The sequence below is a fragment of the Bifidobacterium sp. ESL0784 genome (assembly GCF_029433295.1).
Taxonomy (GTDB): Bacteria; Actinomycetota; Actinomycetes; order Actinomycetales; family Bifidobacteriaceae; genus Bifidobacterium.
This window is the reverse complement of the sequence record NZ_JAQTHV010000002.1, coordinates 365283-384234: the sequence shown is the minus strand read 5'-3', so window position 1 is coordinate 384234 and position 18952 is coordinate 365283. Positions and strand designations below refer to the sequence as shown.

The window sequence follows — 18952 nt, the reverse complement described above, 5'->3', positions numbered from 1 at the left end:
AGAACGTTGATATTCCGCGGATTTAGAATTTGGACATTTCCGATTCGTAGCAGGGAACGGAAAAATCGACTATGGAAAGCTTCATCGCTTCAGATTCATGTTTTAGATTACAAAACCATTACAAACGATACTGTTGAATACCTTATTTCTGCTCGGGTTTTGAAAAGTTGCGAAACTTTGCTGCAGGTTCGAATGCGTCGTGCCTCGCCAATAATCTTGAAGCCATGACTCTTACTCTGAATCCGATGCTTATCGTGGTGGCGCTTGTGGTCGTCGCCGTCGTGCTCATTGCTGTGGCCGTGCTGGTGGCGCATTCGCACAAGAAGAATGCTGCAAACGCGCAGAATGCCAACGTTTCCGAAGATGCGAAGAATGGCCAGGAAGCCAAGGATCAAAAGGATTCCGGTGATAAATCTCCGTCTGAAGATGAATCGGGTGCGAAGACAGAAGTAGTGGAAAGCTCTCAGCCTGAGAAAGCAACAGGACAGGATTCGGCCAAGCGAGGTTCCTCTGACGAAGAAACCACGACGAAGTCGGATGTCGAAATCCCGGAGCCTAAGGCCTCACGTGTTGTGCGTCTCAAGGAGAAGCTCAGCAAGTCTTCGAATCCGTTCGGCAAGGCGCTCTTCAACATCCTCGCCAAGGACCAGCTTTCCGAGTCCGACTGGGATGATGTCGAAGACACGTTGCTGCTGGCCGATGTCGGCAGCGAAGCCAGCGAAAAGCTCGTGGACGAGCTGCGCAACGACGCCCGCATCACCGGCACCTCCGACCCGAAGGCCGTGCGTGAGGCCTTGCGTTCCAAGCTCATCGATATGGTCAATTCCCAGCCTGACCGCGCGCTCAACGCCGACAAGCCCGATGCCAAGAAGCCGAGCGTCATCATCATGGTCGGCGTCAACGGCACCGGCAAGACTACGACGGCCGGCAAGCTTGCGCGCCTCTTCGTCTCCGAAGGCAAGAGCGTGATGCTTGCCGCCGCTGATACGTTCCGCGCCGCCGCAGCCGACCAGCTCGAAACCTGGGGGCAGAAGGTCGGAGTTCCTGTTGTTCGCAGCGAAAAGGAGGGCGGAGACCCCGCTTCCGTGGCGTTCGATGCCTCCAAGCAGGCCAAGGAGAAGAACGTCGACGTGTTGATTATCGATACCGCCGGCCGCCTGCAGAACAAGGCGAACTTGATGGACGAGCTCGGCAAGATCCGCCGCGTCACCGAAAAGAATCTGCCGGTCGACGAGGTGCTGCTCGTACTCGACGCAGTCACTGGCCAGAACGGCATGGCGCAGGCCAAGGTCTTTGCCGAAGCCATTGGCATCACCGGCGTCGTGCTCTCCAAGCTCGACGGCTCGGCCAAGGGCGGCATCGTCATCTCCGTGCAGCAGGAGCTCGGCGTGCCGGTCAAGCTCGTGGGCTTGGGCGAAGGCCCCGACGACCTCGCCCCCTTCGATCCGGAAGGTTTCGTCGACGGCATCCTCGCCTGAGTCGCACGAATCGTAAACAGGCGTTAACTAACAGCAGCCGCGTGCCCTCCTCAACGGGTTGGCGTGCGGCTGTTTGCGTATTGGTTTATCGCTTGTGTTCATTTGGCCGGCGTGAAATTCGAACATTCGACAGGTGTTACAGGAATTTAAGAGCATTCTGGTTCGATTTTTGTGCTTGAAATGCTGACGAAATAGCGCGGGAGCTGGTTGTATCGCCCTGAATTATTTCCGAGTGGAAGTAACCATTGTGTTTCGATAGTGTCGCGGGTTTTACATCACCGTAATCTCGCGTCAAACTTCTCCTTACGTTTCCCGTGTTTCATAGCCCCATACGGTTCAGGGCGCGTCGGACCCGTCGCGCAGGCGAGCCGGAGAGGGGAAACGCGAAATGGATACTGGAAATGCCGCATGGATGCTGATCTGTGCTTCGCTCGTCTTTCTGATGACGCCCGCGGTGGCGTTCTTCTACGGAGGCATGGTCCGCCGCAAAGCCGTGCTGAACATGCTCATGCTTTCCGCGGGTGCGCTCGCGGTGAGCACGATAGTCTGGGCTTTGTGGGGCTGGTCGATTTCATGGGGCGGCAAGGACATCGGCGGCATCTTCGGCGACCCGACTTCCGGCTTCCTGCTTGGCGACACGATGAAAGCAGGCAAGGACGGCGTCTTCACTGCCACTGGCCTGACACCGAACGGCAACAAATACCCAGTGAGCATCGACGTTGCCTTCCAGCTCGCTTTCGCGATGATCACCGTTGCCCTGATTTCCGGTGCGCTCGCGGAACGCATCAAATACAGTACTTGGATGATCTTCGTGGCCATCTGGATCACGCTCGATTATGCGCCCATGGCCCACATGGTCTGGAACGGCGGTCTGCTTTCGCCCAACGGCCCGATTTCCAAGTTTATCGGCGCACCCGTCCATGATTTCGCAGGCGGCACCGTCGTCCACATCAACGCGGCCGTCGCGGCGCTGGTCATCGTACTCTTGATCGGCAAACGCAAGGACTTCGGCAAGGCACCGATTCGTCCGCACAACGTTCCGTTCGTCATGCTCGGCGCGTTCCTGCTCTGGTTCGGCTGGTTCGGTTTCAACGCCGGTTCCGCCTTCTCGGCCAACGGCACCGCCGGTTACGCGTGGGTGAGCACTTCGCTTTCCGCAGCCGCGGCAATGCTGACCTGGGGGTTCACCGAAAAGATTCGCACCGGACATTACACGGCGGTCGGCGCTGCTTCCGGTATGGTCGCCGGCCTGGTCGGCATCACTCCTGCAGCCGATGTGGTCTCGCCTCTCTGGGCCATGGTCATCGGCGCAATCGTCGGCGTCCTAACCTGCCTGGCCTGCGGGTTGAAGTTCCGCTTCGGCTACGACGATTCCCTCGATGTGGTCGGCGTGCACGGCGTCGGCGGCCTGACCGGTACCATCCTCATCGGTTTCTTTGCACAGGGCACCGGCCTCTTTGCCGGCGGTAGCTGGCGTCAGCTTGCGGTGCAGGTGGTCGTCGCGCTCGCCGCGGTCATTTACTCCGCCGTGGTCACTTTCGTCATTGCTTTCGTATTGCAAAAGACCATTGGTTGGAGGGTGAACGAAAACGAGGAGTTGACCGGCGTTGACCTTGCTGACCAAGGCGAGAGCGCGTACGATTTTGTAGGTAAGGCCACGGCTCTCCTGAAGGAGATGAAGTAATGAAACTGATAACAGCGATTATTCAGCCACAGAAATTCGACGAGGTCAAGGACGCCCTTGCGGCCGCCGGCGTCGAAGGCATGACGGTCAGCGAAGTCAACGGTTGCGGCGAGCAGCACGGCTACACCGAGGTCTATCGCGGCGCCAGTTACTCGGTCAACCTCATTCCCAAGATCCGTGTGGAGGTGGCGGTGCGCGACGCCGACGCCGATCCGCTGGTCGACATCATCGTGAAAACCGCGCGCAGCGGCAACATCGGCGACGGCAAGGTCTGGGTCCTCCCGCTCGATTCGGTCACCCGAGTCCGCACCGGCGAAACGGACGTCGACGCCATATAGGGGAGACGAGCTCGGAGCAAGATGGTGAAAGCATTGGTTCAGTTGCTTGAAAATTAAAGGTTACCAAGGCATCGGTCAGTTGATCGGTGCCTTTTGCGTTGCTGGCATAGGAAAATTTGCTTGCAGTAATAAAACGTTTGATGTTTTATTAGCAATATCACATTTTAAATAACACAAAACGAAACATTTTATGTTCAATTGATGTGTTTATATAGCATAAATATGCATCAAGAAATATGTGGAAATACCGACAAAATAAATAGTTTTATATAAATAACAGTGTTGTTAACCATGGTTCTAAAATGAGACAAATATCATACTGATGTTTAAATATGTCTAATTTTCCTTGAATCCGCATGTCTTATGGAACACACAGACTGGTATGCGTTTATTTCCTCGCGTGATGCTTAACCGGTAAACGCGCGTATTGCCTGGAACGACAATTTGATGGATTGAACTTGAAAAGAATGAAATTTATACGCATATGCGAATAAATATAAAACTTTAAATTTCGATGTCATCCGATGTTGGGGAGGTGATTGCGATGAAGTCGAACGATTTTATAAATAAACAAATATCTGAAAAGCCAACCGCAATCTCGCATTTTGGCCATCTTTTTTTGGCGGTGGCCATCGCAGTGTCGCTGCTGCTGGGATGCGCGCTGAGCCCGAATATCGCCGCTGCGGTTTCCGGTAATGTCAATACGTTCGCGCAAAACGTTGTGGCACAGGACGCAACGGCGACCCAAAACGTCGCCGCAACGCAGGACGAAGTGGCGAACCTTGCTTCCGGTAATAACGAGGCTCCTGATGCCGGCAGCGATGTGACGATTGACGATTACCCTGCCCTGTGCGTTCAGGACGTCACCAGCACGGTTCCCGCGGACAAGCGCGTGGACTGCAAGCCGAAACTTTACAAGTTCCTCGCCAACAACAACAAGATGCAGGGCGATGGTGTCGACGACGAACTGCGCATCGACTTCGTGCTGCGCATGCCGCACGGGATGGTGAACCCCGATTGCGTAGCGGTCAAAAACGCCTCAGATTACGGCGGCAACGGCAAGAGCAAGCCGAAGTATACCAATGGAGAAAACCCGAACGTCGACTGCGGCATGCAGATGCTGGTCTCGCAATCCGGCGCGCCCGGCACCAACCCCTCCACGCAGCTGACCAGTTTCCCGTATCTCAACACCTACGCCGGCGACAGCGATCGCGCGACGGATGCGGATGCGCAGCAGGCCGCCGTCAACTGGGCAAGCAACCAGGGTGAGTTTTACACCATCCACAATATCCTCGTCTCCGGCGATTATGACTACCTCACCATTTCAATCGAGGGTGACCTCTCCTATACCGGTAAGACATTGGACGCGACCAACGTCGGTGGCACCGAATACGACCAATACGTCTACGCGGTGGCCGCGCCAGGCAGACAGATGAGCGGCAAGACGCCGGTCAATAATTACAGAACGTATTACTATTCGTCTCTCGATTCGCGCTATGTCACCAATATCAGCGAAGGCGTGCCCTCATATATGTACGCCAACCAGTGCGCTTGGGGGTCGGGCACGGCCGCGCAAAAGGTGCAGCAGTGCAACGGCCCCGCCTCCCATATCGGCTTCGACGCACACCCAACCCTGTGGAGCGGCGGACAGGCCAACTGGGGCTTGGTGACCGACTACGGCTTCCCGAGCCAGAACACCGGCGCGGGCGTGGCCCCGGCCAACTCGTTCTTTGTTTTCTGGTACAACATCGCCGGCCGTTGGAATTCGGCTTACCCGTGCTCTCGTAATACGTCGTTCTATTATCAATGGTTCGGCCTCAGGGATGGCAAGGATTGGGTGCCGGTGAAGTCGCTGACTCCTACCGCGGTGCGCGTCGACGGCCAGCAGGCCTATACCGATTACGGCGGCAACGACAGCTATGCGGCACTGAACAGCCCGAATAACGCCGGTCATAACTACAACCCCAACCATCTGATGGTGCCAGGGGCGGGGACCAACCCCAATGTTCTGCAGGACGGCAAAGGCGATATCGATTTTGGCGCCATCAAAAAGGCCGACAAGCTTGACGGTTACTTCAAGCTCGTGACCTGGCCGATTACCACCAATCCCGACGTCAAGGACCAGAACAGCGCCGCGGCCTACGAAGGTTGCGTGGTTCAGAACGCGCCGACCGGCGGGCAGACGCTGAGTGTCCACGACGCTTACAACCCGCTTTACAACAATGCCGATCCGGCCCATCCGCTGACCGTCGAGGAAGGCATGTCCCAGGAGGAGACCAACAGGCTGATGTCCACCGGCTGGACCATTGACACCGCGTTCGCCGACTACAGCATTCCGCGCCCGGATCGCCCGACAATCAATCCGTTCGATGGCTATGTGCCGACCAGCTCGCGCATCATTACGGGCACGGGTATCCCCGGCGACACAGTCACGGTTTTCGCCGAGGACCAGTCGCATATCATCGACCTGAACAAACCAAACGACCCCGCAACCCGCGGTATCAGAATCGGTTCCGTCCCCGTGAACGCCAAGGGTGAGTGGTCCATCCAAGACAATCGCAAAATCGATACCAACCTGCAGCACTCCATCCGCTACCATGCCTGGCAAACCGACAGCAACGATTTCAAGATATCTTCGCTCTTCTCAGACGTCGTCCAGGGCAATTTCCTGCTAGAAACGAACAAGAACCCTGAAATTAAACAGCTCAAGGTGCCGCACACGGTGCGCAACAAGGCCGGTAAAAGCGAGATGCCGGCGGACGCGAAGGTGAGCATCAAGGGGTCTGTGGAATCGCTGCACGCCAATGATTCGCTCAAACTGTACGCGGTAGCACAGTCCGGCCCGATTCACCATGATACCGTCACCGGCCAGCCCTACGACGATCCGAACAATCCGCAGCCGCCTGCCGATGCGTATCTGTTGAAGGATTTCGGTCCACTTGACTCCGCGCACCAGACGCAGCAGCAGCGTGGTGAGCACTGGTTCACCGATTGGAGCTGGCAGGGGTCCGTATCGACTTTTATGACGGGCAATAACATCGGCAAGATTCTCTATACGATCGTCGCGGTGCTCAAGAACTCGGACACGGGCGTGTGGTCCTTCGGTCAGGTGCGCAACCAGCTGATCGACATGTATCCAACCGCGGTCCAGGTCACATCCATCAGTCGTGAAGACGGCATCGACGGCATCGTGACTGATACGGCCCACACCGGCCTTGACCCGACTCCGGTCAGCAAGCTCACGGGGATGGAGGGCAACCATGTCACCGTGACGTGGCCGGATGGCAACGAGATCAGCGTCACTACGGACAAGGACGCGAAATGGCATGTCGATGTTCCGACGTTCATGCCGCCGGGCCGCTTGACCATCACTTCGATGGACCGTGCCGGAACGCTGGATTTCATCTACAACATCAATACGCTCGCCGAGATTTCCGGCAACGAGCCAGGCAACCAGTCCGATGCCGTTACCGCTTCGCTGAACGGACCGGAACCCGTTTCAGCGTTGCCGTTCACCGGTTGGCGTCGGTGGTGGCTGCTGGTCGTCGCCGCCGTGGTCGCGCTCGCCAGTGCGGCAGGATACGTCTACCTGACCCGATTCAAAAAGAAAGTCGGGGCGCACGCCAAACGATGAGTTCGTCATCGGTATTTAAAGATTTGACCTGACGAAACCTTTGGAAACGAAGGCGACAAGGGCCGATAACCAATATCCGTACCAAGTGAGGAAAGAAAGACAAGGTATATGAGTTTCAAAACCACCATGCACAGGCTTGCCGGGGCTGCGCTTACCGTCGCCACGCTGCTGGCTTTGGCGCCGTTGGGTGCCGCAAACGCAGCAGGGGACGGGGCGCTTTCCGTGCCGGCCGCCGTTGCGGGATCGTATACGGGCGAGACTATCACCATTCAAGGTGACAAAGCCATGATCTCCAACCACAAGTTCAAGGTTGTGCGTATCGGCACGTATGTGAACGCCAAGGGTACCGTGAATGAGGACGGCAACACAGGCGTGCTGAACGCCGTGTCCGTCGGCACCGACCCGCAAATCGGGGCCGAAGCCGAAACCGCATTGAAAGCCGTCAAAGGCGGCGACGCGGACGTGCAATATCAGGGCAATCCCGTCGGCGAGGTCGCAGCCAAGTGGCTCGGCTTCACAGCTCAGGCGAACGGCGACACGACAAACGAAGATGCCACCTCAAATAGCGGCAGCGCCGAGAATGCTTGGGACGGCAAGCTTCGCCAGTTCGTCAGCAACGTCTTCTACAGCGCGAAGTTTGCGAGCCTGCTAGGCTCAGCTGAAGTAAAGTCCGCTGTCCCCTCTGATTTGGGCGACAAGATGACCATGACCATTTCCGGCCTACTGCCGGGTATCTATATGGTCGATGACGTCACCGGCGAGGCAGACGTGACTGGCAAGGCCGGCGCAGCCGATCCGACGACTGCCGGCAATTCCATTCCGATGCTGGTGAGCACCGCCATCACTTCTGGCGGCGTGATCTACAACAAGATTGGCTCCACGGGCGAGACGCTTGGCTTGGTCGATATGAAGAACGACGCGCCGACGGTCAGCAAGGAACTGGATTCATCACAAACCAACAACGCTTCCATCGGTGGCGAACTGCATTATAAACTCACCGGCAGTGTCCCGCTGACCACCGGTTTCCGCCATTATATCTACACCATGGTCGATCGTCCTTCTGGGCTTGGCCTGCATTATGTCGCAAATTCCGAGAAAGTGATGGTCGGCACCACCCAGCTTGATGCCGGCAAAGGCGATTACAAGGTGACCCCGCACGCTGCAGCCAACGGCCAGTACCAGAACATTGACGGCGACGATTCCACCGATTACGTGGTCTTCGACCTCTCGCCGAGCATCATGAAGTTCCATTATCGCGACTCGATAGTCATCACCTACACGATGTCGATTACGGACGACGCCGACGGTGGCCCGCTCGGCAACGGTGTCAAGCTTAGTTATTCGAACGATATCAACAATCAGCCCACCGCCACGGATTCGAACGGATCCACTGCGGCCACCATCGATCCTTCCACCGGTAACGTGACCGGAGGCGCCGGCAACGGTTCTGTCTCCTCCAACTCCACTAGCCCGCAGAACCCTGCCTCCCTCGCAACTTTCCGCAAGTTCTCGGTGATCACCAAGCCCAAAGTGGCATGGGACGCGGCCAAGGACAAAAAGGAACAGGACGCCATCGCCGGGTTGAAGGGTGTGAAGTACGAGCTGTCTGCCGTTGCCCCAGCTTCTCAGGCCAAGTCCGGTGAAGCGTCTGCCTCCGATGGTCCGCTCAAGTTCATCAAGTTAGGCGACGGGCATTATAAAAAGGTCGCGGCTCAGAACGCCGGCAACACAACTTTCGTCAAGGACCTTGAGGTCGGCTCCGACGGCATACTCACCTTCGATGGCTTGGGCGAAGGCGATTACTCCGTCAAGGAAGTCATCCGTCCCGCCGGCTACTCCGACACCTTCATGCCGACTTTCAAGGTGCATGTCAAGGCCGACGCGGCCAATGCCGCGAAGTCTTCGTATACCAACGAAAGCGACACCTGGCATTTGGTCGAGGCGCATGCCACGGCGGTTTCGAGTGAAACGCCGATTGTTGTTTTGGCCATCACTTCGATCTCGCAGCTCCCGCTGACCGGTGGCGCGGGTATTGTCCTCGCGCTACTCGTCATCGTGCTATTGATGGTGGCCACTGCCATGCTGGTTTTCGTCCGTCGTCGTTTGCACGAGGAGTAAAACTCGACGGAGAGCCGGAGTATTCCTGGCTCGTGATTGGCATAATGGTTAAGAGCACAGCACGGAACTGCATACTTGAACAAGTTGGGGTTTCCGTGCTGCGGATTCGTTGTATCTGCCAATTCGAAAAATGTTGAATCGTTGGAATTCCAACGATTCTCGGATGAGTAATATCGCGGGCGATAGCACGGAAGTTCAGATTGACTAAGCTGCTGCTTCAGTGCTCGTTTTTCGTGAAGTATCGTCGTAAGAGGCAGCACGGAACAAGAAATCGACTGAAAAGTTATCTTTGTGCTGCAATTTGGCGAATATTTCGGGAATTCAAAAGCACGGAACTGCGAATGAATCAGGAATGTTGCTTCAATGCTGCATTTTTAGATTCTCGTAATTTTCAGATAGCCAAGAATTGTTAAAATTCCAACGTTTTTCAAATTTACAGATTCCCTGTTGATAGCGCGGAATATGAAAATGCCGGCGATATGCGTTGAATGCTGGGTTTCAGTGCCAAATTCTCGATTTTTCAAACCGATTACTTTATATTCATCCACCGGGCAGTCAGGTATTGGAGGCTGATCTTGCAATTTAGCGATTTCGATGCGATGCTGCGCGGAGAAATTACTCAGCCCAGCCGCTCCCGCAAGATTGCCATGCGTATCGTCGACGTGCTGCTGGTGTGTTGTGCCGTTTCGCTGGTCGTTGCCATCGCGTGGTTCCCGACGGTTTGGACGATTCAGACGTATCGGCAGAGCAGGCTGGTCGACGATTCCGTCAGTCACGTCGAGCGTTGGCCCCGGGGCAAGGTCGTCGGCGAATATCATCGCGCGCAAGCCTATAACCGACGTATAGCAGCTTCCGGCCAAAAGACGTTGGGGGAGTTTGCCGATCCGTTTGCGAGCGGTGGATTTTCGGGTTCGTCCTCAGCCAAGCCGAAAACGCAAAGTGATGATGATAGTGAATACCAGAGTCTTCTGAACGCCGGCGACGGAGTGATGGGCAATGTGCGCATTCCCAAGATTTCGGTGAACATGCCGATTTATCACGGTACATCTGACGGTGCGCTGCTTCACGGCGCCGGACACCTGTACGGTACGAGCCTGCCGGTCGGCGGCAAATCAACGAATGCCGTGTTAAGCGGCCATCGCGGCCTGAGCAGCGCTCTGCTGTTCACCCGCCTCGACGAACTCAAGCGAGGCGACATCTTCTATGTCCAGACGCTGGGACGCACGATGGGCTATCGCGTCACTGGCATCCACGTTATCGATCCGCAAGATACTCGCCTTTATCGCGTGGTGCCCGGCCGCGACCTGGTCACGCTCATGACCTGCACTCCCTACGCCATCAACACTCAGCGCCTTATCATCACCGGCACTCGCCAATCCATTCCCGACCCAATCCCCAATCCCAACAACGCCAAAGGAGATCCCATGCTCATCGCCATCCTCGTTGCCCTGGCCGTCCTCGTCGTCGGTCTCGCCGCCGTAACCCTCACCCGCCGCAACTCTGCCACCGTCCGTGCCCGCGCTCGCCACCGCTTAGTCGACCCGGCCCCATCTTTGTCCGTTTTCCCCCGCAACTTCTCCGAGATAAGTCCACAAGATATTTTGTATTAGTTCCAATTGTTTCCGGTTTAATGTTTCATAAAGACTCAGTAAATTTGTAACGAATAAAATTGTAACTGTCATTTTGGGACACGCCGATGACACGCTTTTGTTGCAACGAATTTGTTTCCAAATTTATTTTTTCTATTGATTTTGGCTCCGGCGCCAGATAATATATTTTATACAACGTAGACAAGCTCCTGGTTCGCTAGGGCAGGGTCGGAGTTTTATTGAGGGGTATTTGCTTTCGAGCAAATGCCCCTCTGCTCTATCCAATGGAGAGGCAATGAAGCAGCGTGCAACACTAGACCGGCAGATTCAGATTCTCCATGAGCATGGAGTAACCTTCGAAAAAATGGACGAGCAGAGAGCCAGGAGCTTCTTAAGCGCGAATTCGTATTTCTTCAAAATCAAGTCGTATGAAAAGAACTACCAAAGAATACCCGCAGAGCAGGGCTATCAGTATGACGGTCTTGACTTTGGTTATTTGGTCGAGCTCTCGCTCATTGATTTCGCGTTAAGTCGACTTGTGTGGTCATTGTGCTCCAATATCGAGCACTCAATCAAAGTAGATTTTAATAATCGACTAATGGGAGATAATGATCCGGATATTGGAGAGAAATGTGTGCGCCGTATGTTTCACGGAGACACGCCACCTCTTCATCACGACAACCCCTACACCGATGATTTGGTTGTAAGCTGTCACAATGAATTTGTTCCATGGCAATTGTGGGAATTGCTTGGGTTCAAAGATCAATTGGCGCTTTACGATACTTATTATCAAATGAAAGGAAGCCCTCTTCCTAAAAAGCATTTGTTGTTTATTGTACGGAAAATGCGGAATGCGGTTTCGCACGGCAACTGCCTTCTGGCTGATATGAATCGGCAGGTTCCGGCTCGTGCGAATAAGCAGGAAATCTCTGGCGCGAAGAATGGTAGCGGCAACAAGATTCAGACAGATGTTGAAGTCACCAAAGCTGCTTTGCAAATGTGCGATAGAAAACTGAAAAACAAAGGGACCGCAAATCAAGCATTTCGTAATGCGTTAAACCGTCTTGTAGTAAACAATTATGCGGCTGTTCTTGTATGTCATCTCGAGTTTGTACAGAGTGCCTATACTTTGAGACACGCATGTGATGAGGTTGGCAACTTTTTAGGCCGAGTCAATCTTAGAAGAGCTCAGTATTTTGGAGATTTTGGGGCTAAGCAGCCAAGGAATATGTTGGTTAATTCCACGTTAGAGGCACTAATCACCCTTTCAAAGGGGTATCTTCGCAAAGCCAAGAAAAAGGCCGAAGAGCTCGATGCCAGTGACCCTTATGGCGGACACAAGGAAACGGCTGAGAGCGTATTAAGGCACTTGTCGAGAAAGAATGAAGATATTGCTGCTCTACAGGCAGAATGCGCTGCTTTGGAAACCAAATATGCTTTAATGCAAAATCCTGATAGCCTTATCGTTTCCGATTACGTAGCTTTAGATTTTGAAACGACAGGATTTTCGCCGAAACATGACCGAATTATTGAGCTTGGTGCGGTACGTGTACGTGACGGAAAATTGTGCGAGCCGTATTATTCGCAGCTGGTGAACCCGCAAATGAAGCTTTCTGATGACGTTAGCAAACTTACCGGAATCACTGACCAGATGTTGGCCGAGGCGTCGACGATAGATAAAGTTCTGCCAGATTTTATTGACTTTATTGCTGGCGATGTTTTAGTCGGTCATAATATTGTGGCATTTGATATGGAGTTTCTGAGGAATGAAGCTATAAGGTTAGGGCTTGTGGTTCCATCCAATAAAATGATGGATACCCTTGCATTGAGTCGGGTTTTGCTCCCGCATGAAGAAAAGCATCGGCTTCTTGATCTTATTCGGCGATTTGGTATCGATGACGTTGAGAAGCACAGAGCTTGCTCTGATGCGGTCCAAACTGCGAAATGTTATGAATATATGAAACTAACATTGCTGGAATCTTAAGATATAAGCGTTACTTTGCACATTAATGTATCAGCCTACTGAAGAATAATATTCATCAATAAGGCATGATGGTGTTAGTAGACATGCCGTGCAAGATGCGTCGGAAGTGTAAGAAATGTGTTTTTCGGCGCAAAGAAAACAGGTTAGGTGGTTGTGCCCGTGCTCCGGGCCCTTGTCTTGCCTGCGTTATGGGTCAGTTCATCCAGCGTAGCCGTCCACCTTTTCTTGCCATTCTGCAAGTGAGTATATCTGAGTCTCTGTCTGAATGTCCTGTTGCACCTTCCGGTGTGCAGAATGCGCCACGGTGCACTTTTCCTTGATCGCTGGGCTTGGGCCCTGGGTCTTGCGAAGGTCGCTGAGGTTGTGATTGGAATCGTGGCTGTTGCGGCGTCTGCGGTTGTGAGGCAGTACTTCCTGACGGAGGTGAAGTTGTTTGTTGCTCTTGTTGTGGTGCGTTTTCAGGGGCGATATTGGCAGGATTTGATTCAAGCGTAATGTTTGTGACAGCAGTCGTATTATCGACTTGTTTTACTTTCCAGTTTTCGGCATCGAACAATGATATGTGAAGGAGATTGGAGTTTGTGTCGATTAGCTTATAGACATCGGTGTTATAACCTTGAGCAGTAAGCATGTTTCGTGCATTGTCCCATGATTGGCCGTTCAGATTGTCGGGAATATCAACGTGTAAGACAATTGTTGCTGGCACTTCATTGTTGTTTATGGTTTTGACAGTATACAAACTCGGTTTATCGTTGGTCTGCAGTGTGAGAAGACTGCCGGACGTGTCTTGAAGCTGGTAATCATCGTGCTGATAGGCTTTTTCATTAAGCGCATCTTGGGCTTCCTCCCAATTTTCACCTGTGATTGTTGCGGGCACGTCGATATGTAGGGTGATGACGGGTTTGGTTCTGTTTTTAGTTGTGACCTTTTTGACGATGTATTTGCTGGATTGGACATTAGTAGGTGTTGGCAAGGGTTCTTCGTTAATGTCCTGCAAGTCGTAGCTACGGCCATCGGTTTTTATTCCGGCGTTGTGTAGCGTCTGTTCGGCTTTATCCCAAGTTTTGCCTTGAATGTTCGAATAAGCGTTTACGCTATCTGTATTCTTTCTGTCTTGGTTTTTGAGCTCAAAATATGACTCTATTCCAGTCCCAATAACCACTGCTGACACAATAAGAATGAGAAGGTTTCTAAGTACATGCTTGGTTTTCATGGCGGCGGCCTTTGAGTGATAGCGGGTACTAAATAAACAAGTGTAGTCATCGCCATGTTTTCTGTGTGGATTAGTTCATAAAGAACACTGGAATTGGAAGATTGCATGCCGCTGTTGGTATCCCTGAGCCCTTGTGGGATCTTCGATGCCTCGTAGGATTACGTCGAAAAGTGGTGGGGTGAATTCTTTTTGGCATAAAAAATCCCGGAAACCTTGATATTTCAAGCTTTCCGGGCTGCTGGCGGAGAATACGAGATTCGAACTCGTGAGGCTGTTACACCAACACGCTTTCCAAGCGTGCGCCATAGACCACTAGGCGAATTCTCCAGCATGCACATTGCCAAGCCTGCAAGCAGACCTCACAACACACAACTTAAATAAGATACCATGAGCCCGCGAGCTTCGCAAGCAATTTTGGTGTCGGCGTGGCGGTTGGAGATTTGGCCGGTTGCGTTGAATGCAAATATCGTGAGATAACGAGACGTTGAAGTGCGTTGAGAATAAAAGCGAAGATTTGTCTGCAAAGTAATGGATATTGTCGATTCACGAGAATTTCCCGCCCGCCTGCCAAACCGTTATGAACGAACAACGGCACGTTTCGGAACCGAAAATCAGCTCGAAACGTGCCGTCGCTATTACAGATATTAAATGAGATTGAAAATTACTTACTCTCAGTCTTCCTTGAACTTGATGTCGAAGTTGCGCTCATAGTGCAGGAACATCGTGGCGCCGTATCGATCGACGTCGCGGTGGGTGAAGAGCATACGGATCGCGAAAGCGGTCTGAGCGTCGTAAGGAAGCGCCTTGAAAGCTGCGTGAGCATCCCAGTTCGGCGGCGCGATGGCCTTGTCGGGGACGTAGGCATAGCCATATCCGTCCTCGTCGATATAGCCCATAAACGGCAAATCCCAAGCGTTATGGTCGGTCAATTCCTTTTTGAAATCCTCGACTTTGGCAAGGGCGTCATCCCCGATACCGAATTTGCGGGCTACCCTGTTGGCCTCTGCGGTCTTTTCGGCTGCGGTTTCCCCATACAGCGCCGGATCAACGACGATGGTTTTGTCATCTGCCATGATGCATTCCTTCCTATCGACTTACTTGCCAATAGATGACGGGCTATTTTTGTTCGATGAATGTTACAATGAACACTCTTTTCGCAAGAACAACTCGTTCAGATTGTTCCGACACTTTGGTGTGCCGACTCACTTAGTGTAGCACATGACAATTGGCGCGAGATTCTGTGTTTTGTGGAATTTGCCAAGGTGGCACTTATTTGCTTTAATTCCGACAAAATATAATCAATTGGTGGTTTAGGGCTCAGTAAATGTGTTGAAGATAACATTTAAAATGTTCTGTTTTGGGTTTACTGAAGTTGGACAGCATGTTGGGGATTGCCACTAATCAAACACACCCGGCAGAGTCCAAGAGGGAATAAAAGATGATGATTCCTGCTCGACTGCGATTAACTGTTATGATTTCGCTAATATTTCTGCCGTTTGCCCGCCTTTTTTATCAGCGGCATTACCATTGCATTAGATTGGACAGATTTGCTCTTATCGAAGGGGCAACGTCCGTTTTGTCGGCTAAAAGAATGAAATGAAAGCAAAAAAGATGGTACATGTGTCAAGTCGGGAGCCATTGCGGGACGCGTATGGAGCAGGTGCGGGCAAGGCTGATTCCCGATTGACATCAATGGATTTGAAGGGCGAAAAGATGAAGAACAGGCTAGTGGGCGCGGCCACCAAATTTGCGGCCGTGCTGGCGGTTCCGGCGTTGGGGCTGGCACTGACCGCGGTTCCCGCGCAGGCGGCGAGCGACACGAACCTGAGCGGTTTCGATCAGGCCGGTCTCGGCTCCGCTACATCTAGTGTATCCAACGGTGGGCAGCAGAGCGGATTTGGCACCAAAACGATCGGCGATCAGAAGGTCTCATCGGCCACTGCGCCAAAAGACGCGATGCCGGACAACCCGAGCCAGAAGTTGCCGGACAAGGTCAGTTCCGCCATTCCTGACGATGCCACGGTGGTTTCCAAAGATGTGGCCGTGACCAAGGACGGCCAGGTCAAGAACGTAGAGACGGGCAAGCCCGTGACCGATCCGAAGGTGGTCGGTACGCAAGATACTCCGCCTGACCCGTTGGCCAAGACCAACGGTAAGAAATTTATTCCGGTAGAAGCCAGCGAGGTCAAAAAAGCCGTTGAAAAAAACGGCGGAGATGCCGTTGCGAAGGGAGGCAACGATTCCGGATCGTCTTCTTCGAATGTTGATGCGGCTTCCGATATTGGAACGGCAAAAAAGACGTCCGGCAGAGTACAGAATGTCGGCTCGTGGGCGAGCCAGTATGGTGCCCATTGGGGGTCGTACAACGGAACTGAAGCGTTCTTCGATGGTGGAAACAATCTTTTTGTCCAGCAGGCCAGAGGTGTGGTCGACGTCTCTGAACACCAAGGCACCATCGATTGGCAGGCGGCCAAGAACGATGGTGTCGAGGGCGCCATCATCCGTATAGGATTTGGTTGGAATAATCGAAATGATTACCAAGCCATACGCAATATCAATGAATGCAAGCGTTTGGGTATTCCGTTCGGCATCTATCTATATTCGTATGCTTACGACAACAATGGTGCATGGGCTGAAGGTCAGGACACAGTCAAGAAGTTACACGATGCCGGAGTTTACCCTGGCGACTTGAGCTATCCGGTCTATTATGATCTTGAAAACTGGACCTGGACAGGTCATACGCCACCCACTGACCCTTGGGTTTATGACGGCATCGTCAACACATGGTATGGCTGCCTGCAGAATAGCGGCTATAACAATCTGTCTGTGTATTCCTACACCTATTATCTCAATACGTCGCTGAATACCAACAACATTCGGTCCCATACCCGCTGGGTGGCAAGTTACGGTTCGCGCACCGGCTTTAATTACTCCAGCAACGACCGTGGCTGGCAGTACGCGGACAACGGCTCAATTAATGGCATCGGCAACGTGGATCTCAACGCTTTCGGCAACTATTACTATGCGGCCGGCGCCATGTCGCCCGCTGAGATTTTGTCACCTAGCCGGAGAGTTGATGATATTGCAGAAGGTGACTATTTCATCGGTTCGGACTTCACCGATAGGTATGTCGACGTAGGCCAATATAGCTATGCGGACTGCGCGAAAATTGGGATTTGGACGCCTACCAATGGCTTGAATCAGCTTTACCATATCAAGCCTTTGGGTGACGGCACCTATTCGATTGTGGCGAAGCATTCCAATAAAGCCATCGATGTGTATTCAGGCTTCAGCAACAACGGCGCGGATATTATCCAATACACCAGCAATGGTGGGGTCAACCAGCATTGGCGCTTCTACAGGGCCGGCGATGGTACGTTGTATATCGCCTCCGGAATGCCTTGGGCCAGCGATAAAGTCCTCGACATTTATGCGGGCAGTTCCGATCCCGGTACCAAACTGGAACTGTGGCAGGCCAATTCCGGCTGGAACCAGCGATTCAGGTTGATGAAGGCCAATATGCCGAGTGGCCCGCAAACGCTCAAGTCCCGTTCCAGCTCGAATCGTCTCGATATTTGGAGCGGCAGCACCGCCGATGGCGCCAAGGCTGAAATCTGGACGCCGAACTCAGGCGGTAACCAGATGTTCTATTTTGCCGATCTGGGCAACGGACGATACGGCATCCGAGCGCTTCATTCCGGCAAGTATCTTGATATCGCTTATGGCTGGACTGGTGACGGTGGTTCCGTCATTCAGTATCCGTGGCATCAGGCCTATAACCAGGAATGGTATTTCGAAGGGGATTCGGCCGGCAGCTACGCGATTAAAAGCGTGATGAACAACAAGGCCATAGATATCAAGGGCGGAAGCACCAGTCCGGGATCCGAGGTCATCACCTATCAATATATGGGTCAGGGCAATCAAAAATGGTGGATCGGACGCTAGATGTGACTAGCTTCGGGGCTTTGGCGGTCAGAGCCAAAAAGTTGCAGGATTTCCCGTCGCATGTATGTATTGCGGACCAAGTGTCGGTTATCTTATTTTGCTTTATAATGGCATAGGTATCCGAAATCCGAAAGAGAAAACGCTATGATTCTAGGAAAGACAGTGTCGCTCGTTATGCCATGCCGTAACGAGGCCGGGCATCTGGCCAAGCTTATCGAGCAAGTTCCGGATTTCTTCGACGAAATCATCTGTGTGAGCAACGGTTCTACGGATAATACCGTTGAGGTCAGCAAGGCGTTGGAAAAACGCTATCCCCGTTTCACGCTTGTGGAAGACAATCGTTCTGCGGGTGGTATTGGCTATGGCTTTGCCCATATGACCGGAATGGCAACCGCGACCAGTGACCTGATTGTCTGCGCGGATTCCGATGGAACATACCCCATTGACGACGCCCCGCAGATTGTGCGCCAGATGAAGGAACGGAACCTGAGTTTCGTCTCCTGCTCGCGTTACCCGGACCATAGCATTCCTTTCAAACTCCAGCTTGGCGTTCGGGCTTTGAATATCGAGATTGCGGTCCTCTACTGGTTCCGTATCCACGATTCCCTTTCGGGGATGTGGGTGTTTAAACGTTCCGTTGTATCGCGACTTCACCTTACCGAAGGTGATTGGAATCTTTCGCCGCAGATTAAAATCAATGCGAAGCATTATTTGGGCCCAGGATTTGCTGAAATCAAGATTAAGCAGAGGATTCGTCAAGGCGAGTCCAAGCAGGATTATCTCAAAACCGGTTTGCACCACGTTCTTTGGATAGCAAAGAATAGGTTTGTGCGTCGCAAGACTGTCCAACCGGCGGATTGATTCTGATTACGGTATGCAAATATTCATTATTGGCAGCAATAAGTATCTGCATGTGAATCAGGCTTCATGATTTTGCCGGTAAATAAAGGAATGGCAACTGTCAGGTCA

General features: G+C 52.8%; 11 protein-coding genes and 1 tRNA gene. 9 read left to right on the top strand and 3 right to left on the bottom strand.

The features are described 5' to 3' along the window. Nucleotides 1-245 precede the first annotated feature (245 nt). The 7 genes from ftsY (at nucleotide 246) to PT279_RS04045 (ending at nucleotide 12825) form a co-directional block, all read left to right on the top strand. A complete protein-coding gene (ftsY, locus tag PT279_RS04075) occupies nucleotides 246-1478 on the top strand; it encodes a signal recognition particle-docking protein FtsY (RefSeq protein ID WP_277165950.1) in 1233 nt (410 codons plus the stop codon). A 388-nt stretch (nucleotides 1479-1866) separates the two neighbouring features. Beyond that, entirely contained in the window at nucleotides 1867-3162 is a 1296-nt protein-coding gene (locus PT279_RS04070) for an ammonium transporter (protein WP_277165709.1), read from the top strand. Further along, on the top strand, nucleotides 3162-3500 hold the full coding sequence (locus PT279_RS04065) for a P-II family nitrogen regulator (protein WP_277165707.1): 339 nt from the start codon (nucleotides 3162-3164) through the stop codon (nucleotides 3498-3500). The genes PT279_RS04070 and PT279_RS04065 overlap by 1 nt, the downstream gene beginning before the upstream one ends. Nucleotides 3501-4125: 625 nt before the next feature. Further along, nucleotides 4126-7134 carry a hypothetical protein gene (locus PT279_RS04060; protein ID WP_277165705.1) on the top strand — a complete coding sequence of 1003 codons (3009 nt, stop codon included), beginning with the start codon at nucleotides 4126-4128 and terminating at the stop codon, nucleotides 7132-7134. Nucleotides 7135-7242: 108 nt separating this feature from the next. Next, nucleotides 7243-9252 carry an isopeptide-forming domain-containing fimbrial protein gene (locus PT279_RS04055; RefSeq protein WP_277165702.1) on the top strand — a complete coding sequence of 670 codons (2010 nt, stop codon included), beginning with the start codon at nucleotides 7243-7245 and terminating at the stop codon, nucleotides 9250-9252. Between the two features lie 575 nt (nucleotides 9253-9827). Continuing rightward, entirely contained in the window at nucleotides 9828-10862 is a 1035-nt protein-coding gene (locus PT279_RS04050) for a class C sortase (protein WP_277165700.1), read from the top strand. A 274-nt stretch (nucleotides 10863-11136) separates the two neighbouring features. Continuing rightward, nucleotides 11137-12825, top strand: a complete 1689-nt coding sequence (locus PT279_RS04045; RefSeq protein WP_277165698.1) for an exonuclease domain-containing protein — start codon at nucleotides 11137-11139, stop codon at nucleotides 12823-12825. Between the two features lie 193 nt (nucleotides 12826-13018). Here the strand turns inward: PT279_RS04045 and PT279_RS04040 are convergent, their stop codons facing one another. From PT279_RS04040 to PT279_RS04030, 3 genes are all read right to left on the bottom strand, one after another. Continuing rightward, nucleotides 13019-14038, bottom strand: coding sequence for a hypothetical protein (locus PT279_RS04040; protein WP_277165696.1), 1020 nt, complete (start codon nucleotides 14036-14038; stop codon nucleotides 13019-13021). A 239-nt stretch (nucleotides 14039-14277) separates the two neighbouring features. Beyond that, nucleotides 14278-14365 (bottom strand) — tRNA-Ser (locus PT279_RS04035). Between the two features lie 344 nt (nucleotides 14366-14709). Next, nucleotides 14710-15111, bottom strand: a complete 402-nt coding sequence (locus PT279_RS04030; RefSeq protein ID WP_277165694.1) for a glycerophosphodiester phosphodiesterase — start codon at nucleotides 15109-15111, stop codon at nucleotides 14710-14712. A 640-nt stretch (nucleotides 15112-15751) separates the two neighbouring features. Here PT279_RS04030 and PT279_RS04025 point away from each other — a divergent pair. Next, nucleotides 15752-17983 carry an RICIN domain-containing protein gene (locus tag PT279_RS04025; protein ID WP_277165692.1) on the top strand — a complete coding sequence of 744 codons (2232 nt, stop codon included), beginning with the start codon at nucleotides 15752-15754 and terminating at the stop codon, nucleotides 17981-17983. A gap of 144 nt (nucleotides 17984-18127) precedes the next feature. Continuing rightward, nucleotides 18128-18844, top strand: a complete 717-nt coding sequence (locus PT279_RS04020) for a glycosyltransferase family 2 protein (RefSeq protein WP_277165690.1) — start codon at nucleotides 18128-18130, stop codon at nucleotides 18842-18844. The last annotated feature ends 108 nt before the right edge of the window (nucleotides 18845-18952 follow it).

Bases quoted from the DNA above. Each gene is read 5' to 3' on its own strand.
- PT279_RS04030 (WP_277165694.1), bottom strand. From the start codon at position 15,111: ATGGCAGATGACAAAACCATCGTCGTTGATCCGGCGCTGTATGGGGAA.
- PT279_RS04045 (WP_277165698.1), top strand. From the start codon at position 11,137: ATGAAGCAGCGTGCAACACTAGACCGGCAGATTCAGATTCTCCATGAG.
- PT279_RS04020 (WP_277165690.1), top strand. From the start codon at position 18,128: ATGATTCTAGGAAAGACAGTGTCGCTCGTTATGCCATGCCGTAACGAG.
- PT279_RS04025 (WP_277165692.1), top strand. From the start codon at position 15,752: ATGAAGAACAGGCTAGTGGGCGCGGCCACCAAATTTGCGGCCGTGCTG.
- ftsY (WP_277165950.1), top strand. From the start codon at position 246: ATGCTTATCGTGGTGGCGCTTGTGGTCGTCGCCGTCGTGCTCATTGCT.
- PT279_RS04065 (WP_277165707.1), top strand. From the start codon at position 3,162: ATGAAACTGATAACAGCGATTATTCAGCCACAGAAATTCGACGAGGTC.
- PT279_RS04070 (WP_277165709.1), top strand. From the start codon at position 1,867: ATGGATACTGGAAATGCCGCATGGATGCTGATCTGTGCTTCGCTCGTC.
- PT279_RS04055 (WP_277165702.1), top strand. From the start codon at position 7,243: ATGAGTTTCAAAACCACCATGCACAGGCTTGCCGGGGCTGCGCTTACC.
- PT279_RS04040 (WP_277165696.1), bottom strand. From the start codon at position 14,038: ATGAAAACCAAGCATGTACTTAGAAACCTTCTCATTCTTATTGTGTCA.